The organism is Bradyrhizobium sp. AS23.2 (assembly GCF_001908185.1).
Taxonomy (GTDB): domain Bacteria; phylum Pseudomonadota; class Alphaproteobacteria; order Rhizobiales; family Xanthobacteraceae; genus Bradyrhizobium.
This window is the reverse complement of the sequence record NZ_LGHM01000313.1, coordinates 1-5,222: the sequence shown is the minus strand read 5'-3', so window position 1 is coordinate 5,222 and position 5,222 is coordinate 1. Positions and strand designations below refer to the sequence as shown.

Genomic DNA, 5,222 nt, shown 5'->3' with positions numbered 1-5,222 from the left:
ATCCGCATCATGTTCTTCCACAAGCGCCTCAAACTGACGCCACGGCATCAGCTTCAGAATGTCGCGGAATACTGTATTGTGATGCGGCATGGCGATGACCTCTTGTCGTGTCCTGGAACGCTTGCAGACGTCCAGAACCGACTAGAATCAACGCCATGCGCTCTGTCCAGAAAATCTAAACCGGACAGCCGTGGGTCAAGCCGGGGCATGACAGCGGAATGTGTGGCTTCCCGGGGGGGGCCGCTATCCCTTCTTCGCCGCCAGCGCATCCGCCACCGCCGTGCGGATGTCGGCGACCGAGAACGGCTTGGTCACGACGTCATGCACCAGTGCATTCAAGTTCGAGGCGCGCTCGCGCTGGTCGGCAAATCCGGTCATCAGCAAAATGGTCAGGTCGGGGAAATCGCGCGCGGCGGACAGCGCCAGCGCGATGCCGTCCATCACCGGCATCTGGATGTCGGTGAGGAGCAGATCGAACGCGCCGTCCTCGCGGGTCAGGATCTCCAGCGCCTCGGCGCCATCCTGCGCGGTGACGGTTTCGTGGCCGTCCATGGCGATGGCGCGCGCCACGAGCTGGCGCATCGAATCCTCGTCGTCGGCGATCAAGATTTTTGGCAAGGGACCAACCTCCCGCGCGGGATCCTGCGAGGCTGTTTAAACGCTGCCGCCGGCAATGTCGCGCCGGTTGAAGAAGCGCACATCGATATTGCGACCCTCCGGCGGCGGCGAAGCCAGGCGCGACCGGAAGAAGGCGCGCTCACCGGGCTGCAGCACGGTCTGCTCCAGCACCGTATTCCAGGCGTAGATCTCGGCGCCCTGCGCATCGCGCACCGCAAAGCGCAGGCGCGGGATATCGAGCGGCTTCTTGCCCTGGCCCACGATCACGCCCTCGATCACGAGCACCTGCTTACCGTCCACGGTCTCGCTGGAGAGCTTGACGTCCTTGAAGGCCAGCCCGCGCAGATTAACTTCAAGTCCGACCGCCTTGTAGAAGGCGGCCGTCTGCGGCAGCAACCGCACCATGTCGCCGCGCCAGATGATCAGGGCCAGCACGAGTGCGCCCATGGCCGCGCAGGCAGTCGGCAGGCCGAAATAGGATTTTCGCGGAGCCGTGGTGGCGGCTGGGCGGCTCACCCGTGCGCCGCGGCGGTGGAACAGGCCGCGGAACCAGGACTGATGCTGCGCGCCGGCTCCGTCCTCTTCAGCGGATCGGGCCGCGGCCGACCATTCGTCCGCGATCCGGCCGACTTCCTCGTCCGGCCAATCGCTGGCGATCGAGGGGCTGTCGACGACTGGCGTGTCGGCGGCGGCGTCGTCCTTGGCATAGGAGTTCCACTGCTCGGCGAGGTCGGACTGGTCCTCGGCCTGGCTGGCTGCGGCCATGGCCGGAACGGACGCCTCTTCGATGGCATCCTCGGCATGGGCGACCCAGGTCTCCTTGCAGCGGGAGCAGCGGACCGTCCGCCCGTTCGCCCCCAGGCTCGCAAGCTTGATAGCGTAGGATGTCGTACAATGGGGGCAGACGATATGCATGGACGAGCCTTGATGCATGGACGAGTCTTGACGAGGTCCCGGTCGTCGAGAACCGGGCACCCTGGATGCTACACGGCGACCGTTAACGAACCGGAAACCATAACGGCCGCACAACCCCTTGATCGCGCGTGGTGGAGCGCCGCGGCGCGGTCATCGCCCCCTCTCGAACGGAGCTGAGCTTGGTTCGGTTCGAAAATGTCGGATTGCGTTACGGCCTGGGGCCGGAGATCCTGCGCGACCTCAGCTTCCAGATCCCGGCCCATTCCTTCCAGTTCCTCACCGGCCCGTCCGGCGCCGGCAAGACCTCGCTCTTGCGACTGCTGTTCCTGTCGCACCGGCCGACGCGTGGTCTGGTCAATCTGTTCGGCCACGATGTTTCGCAGCTCGGCAAGGACGAGATCGCGGACTTGCGCAAGCGCATCGGCATCGTGCTCCAGGATTTCCGCCTGCTCGACCACATGACGACGTATGAGAACGTCGCGCTGCCGTTCCGCGTCATGGGCCGCAGCGAGGCGAGCTACCGCAAGGAGGTGATCGACCTCTTGCGCTGGGTGGGCCTCGGCGAGCGGATGGATGCGCTGCCGCCGATCCTGTCCGGCGGCGAGAAGCAGCGTGCGGCGATCGCGCGCGCGGTGATCTCGCGGCCGCAGCTCCTGCTCGCGGACGAGCCGACCGGCAGCGTCGATCCGACGCTCGGCCGCCGCCTGCTGCGGCTCTTCATCGAGCTCAACAAATCCGGCACCGCTGTGATCATCGCGACCCACGACATCGGCCTGATGGATCAGTATGAGGCGCGGCGGCTGGTGCTGCATCAGGGACGGCTGCACGTCTATGAGTAGGACCGACGAACGCGGCGTGCTGGTCGATCTCGGACAAGAGCGTCCGCAGCTTCCGGCCAAGGCGCGCAATATGTCGCCGATCGTGCCGCGCGCCTCGATCCACGGCCGCGCGCTGGTCGCCGTCGTCGCCATCATGACCTTCCTCGCTTCGATGGCGACGGGCACGGTGCTCCTGGTCAGCGCCTCCGCTGCCGAATGGCAGTCGGATGTCGCGAGCGAAATCACCATCCAGGTCCGCCCGCAGACCGGCCGCGATCTTGAGCGCGACACCGCGGCAGTGACGGAGGTGATGCGCGCGCAGGCGGGCATCGTCGAGGTCAAGCCGTTCACCAAGGAAGAGAGCGGCAAGCTGCTCGAGCCCTGGCTCGGCACCGGCCTGTCGATGGACGACCTGCCGGTGCCGCGCATGATCATCGCGCGCGTGCAGCCGGGCACGCCGCTCGATCTCGGTGCGTTGCGCGCCCGCGTGGCGCAGGCGGCGCCAAGCGCGACCGTCGACGACCACCGCGCCTGGATCGAACGCATGCGCTCGATGACAAATGCCATCGTGATCGCCGGCCTCGGCATCCTCTCGCTCGTCATCATCGCCACCATCATTTCGGTCTCGTTCGCAACGCGCGGCGCCATGGCGGCGAACCGCCCGATCGTCGAGGTCCTGCATTTCGTCGGCGCCGGCGACCGCTACATCGCGAACCGCTTCCTGCGCCACTTCCTCAGGCTGGGCCTGGAAGGCGGCGTGATCGGCGGCGGTGTCGCCATGCTGGTGTTCGGTTTCTCCGAGTCGATCGCCGGCTGGTTCTCGGGTACCCCGGTCGGCGACCAGTTCGCAGCCCTGCTCGGCACCTTCTCGCTGCGGCCGTCCGGCTACATCGTGCTCGCGGTGCAGGCGGTGCTGATCGGCGCGATCACCGCCGTCGCCTCGCGCCAGACGCTGTTTGCGACGCTGAATGATGTTGAATGAGTCCCCGAGTAATGAGTTTGCTCGCTGTTTTTTCGCCTCTCCCCGCTTGCGGGGAGAGGCCGGAATTCGCGCTGAAAGCACGGATTCCGGGTGAGGGGGACTCTCCGCGAGTTCATCTGCCACCGTCTCCGCGGAGACTCCCCCTCACCCCACCCTCTCCCCGCAAGCGGGGCGAGGGAGCGCACCGTCGGCGCCGATGAAGTCGCAGTCTCTTGTGGTCGCAGGTCCGGTAAACCGGACTCCACTTCGCCTCAAAACGTCTTAAAATCATCCGGGGAAGGGATCACCGACATCATATGACCTCGCCGACCGACGATCGATCGCCGAACTTGCCGCGCGGATGGCTGCGCGCGGCCGTGGTCTCGACGATCGCGTTCGTCTTCGTCGGCGCGGCGGCGGGCTTCGTTGCGTTCCTGTCCCAATTGCGCGGCGCCGAGATCGCGCCGAACCGCAAGGCGGACGGCATCGTGGTGCTGACCGGCGGCTCCTCGCGCGTGTCGGACGCGATGGAGCTGCTGGCAGCTGGCTACGGCAAGCGACTCCTGATCTCCGGCGTGCATCCGACCTCGACGGCGAGCGACATCTCCCGGACGTTGCCGGAGAACCAGTCCTTCATGAGATGTTGCGTCGACCTCGACCGCACCGCGCTCACGACCCGCGGCAATGCGGCGGAGACGCGCCGCTGGGCGCAGGAGCGCCAATTCAGATCGCTGATCGTGGTCACCTCGAACTATCATATGCCGCGCGCGCTGGTGGAATTCTCGCATGCGATGCCGGAGACGACGCTGATTCCGTTCGTGGTGGTCAGCGACAAATGGCGCGAGGAGCCGTGGTGGACATCGGGGTCCACCTTGCGGCTCCTGCTCTCGGAATATGTCAAGTACATCGCGGCAGTGCTCAGGGTGCGGCTGGAGGATTTCGGGATTGACCTTTCGCCCGAAGTGTCGGAGCAGCCTGCGGGTATGCAACCGAAGCGGCCCGCCACCGCACAGGCCAATTGATCGGCAATTGATCGGATCGTCGATGTTCCTGATTTTTCTGCGCTCGCTCGTGTTCAACGTGCTGTTCTACACCGTGCTGGTGTGTCTCGCGATCGTGGCGCTGCCGACCTTCGCGATGCCGCCGCGCGCCATGCTGACGGTCGCGGAATGGTGGGCGAAGGCCACGCTGTTCCTGATGCGCGTGGTCTGCAACATCAAGGTGGAATTCCGCGGCGTCGAGAGGATCCCGCAGGGGCCGCTGCTGATCGTGGCGAAGCACCAGTCGTTCTGGGAGACCTTTGTGCTGCCGGGATTCTTCGATCGCCCGATCTTCATCCTCAAGCGTCAGCTCATGCAGATCCCGGTCTTCGGTCAATTCCTGGTCAAGACCGGGATGATCGCGATCGACCGCAATGCCGGTGTGAAGGCGCTGCTGGACATGACGCGGCGCGCGCGCGAGGCGGTGCGCGGCGGCCGCCAGCTCGTCATATTTCCGGAAGGAACGCGCCGTGCGCCGGGCGCGCCGCCCGACTACAAGACCGGCTTTGCGCAAATCTATTCGTCCTGCGGCGTGCAGTGCCTTCCGATCGCGCTCAATTCCGGCCTGTTCTGGCCGCGCCGCACCTTCATGCGCTATCCGGGCACGCTTGTGGTGGAGTTCCTCGATCCGTTGCCGCCGGGCCTGCCCAAGGACGAGTTTCTCTCCCGTGTGCAAGCCGCCATCGAAGACGCGACCACTCGCATCGTCGAAGCGGGCCGGAAGGAGCAGGAGCGGTTGATTGGCTCCGCGCCGAGCTATGCTCCGTCGGAGAGCTAGAGCATGATCCGGAAAAGTGTGAAGCGGTTTTCCGAAAAGATCATGCTCAAACAATAATCTAAAGCGCGATGACGGTTCATCGCAATCTCATC

6 protein-coding genes are annotated in these 5,222 nt (G+C 65.4%); 4 read left to right on the top strand and 2 right to left on the bottom strand.

The genetic code is table 11. The annotated features are described in order from the left end of the window. Nucleotides 1-243 precede the first annotated feature (243 nt). Nucleotides 244-618, bottom strand: coding sequence for a response regulator (locus tag AC630_RS41725; protein WP_074124247.1), 375 nt, complete (start codon nt 616-618; stop codon nt 244-246). A gap of 36 nt (nt 619-654) precedes the next feature. Beyond that, on the bottom strand, nt 655-1,533 hold the full coding sequence (locus tag AC630_RS41720; RefSeq protein WP_074124251.1) for an MJ0042-type zinc finger domain-containing protein: 879 nt from the start codon (nt 1,531-1,533) through the stop codon (nt 655-657). A gap of 179 nt (nt 1,534-1,712) precedes the next feature. On the opposite strand from AC630_RS41720, the gene ftsE reads away from it, so the two are divergent. From ftsE to AC630_RS41700, 4 genes are all read left to right on the top strand, one after another. Continuing rightward, nucleotides 1,713-2,372: a cell division ATP-binding protein FtsE gene (gene ftsE, locus AC630_RS41715; RefSeq protein WP_074124249.1), complete on the top strand. Its 660-nt coding sequence runs from the start codon at nt 1,713-1,715 to the stop codon at nt 2,370-2,372. Continuing rightward, entirely contained in the window at nt 2,365-3,333 is a 969-nt protein-coding gene (locus AC630_RS41710) for a cell division protein FtsX (protein ID WP_074124245.1), read from the top strand. The genes ftsE and AC630_RS41710 overlap by 8 nt, the downstream gene beginning before the upstream one ends. Before the next feature lie 296 nt (nt 3,334-3,629). Further along, nucleotides 3,630-4,334 carry a YdcF family protein gene (locus AC630_RS41705; protein WP_074124243.1) on the top strand — a complete coding sequence of 235 codons (705 nt, stop codon included), beginning with the start codon at nt 3,630-3,632 and terminating at the stop codon, nt 4,332-4,334. Nucleotides 4,335-4,356: 22 nt separating this feature from the next. Further along, complete coding sequence (locus AC630_RS41700) at nt 4,357-5,130, top strand: lysophospholipid acyltransferase family protein (protein ID WP_074124241.1); 774 nt, start codon at nt 4,357-4,359, stop codon at nt 5,128-5,130. Nucleotides 5,131-5,222 lie beyond the last annotated feature (92 nt).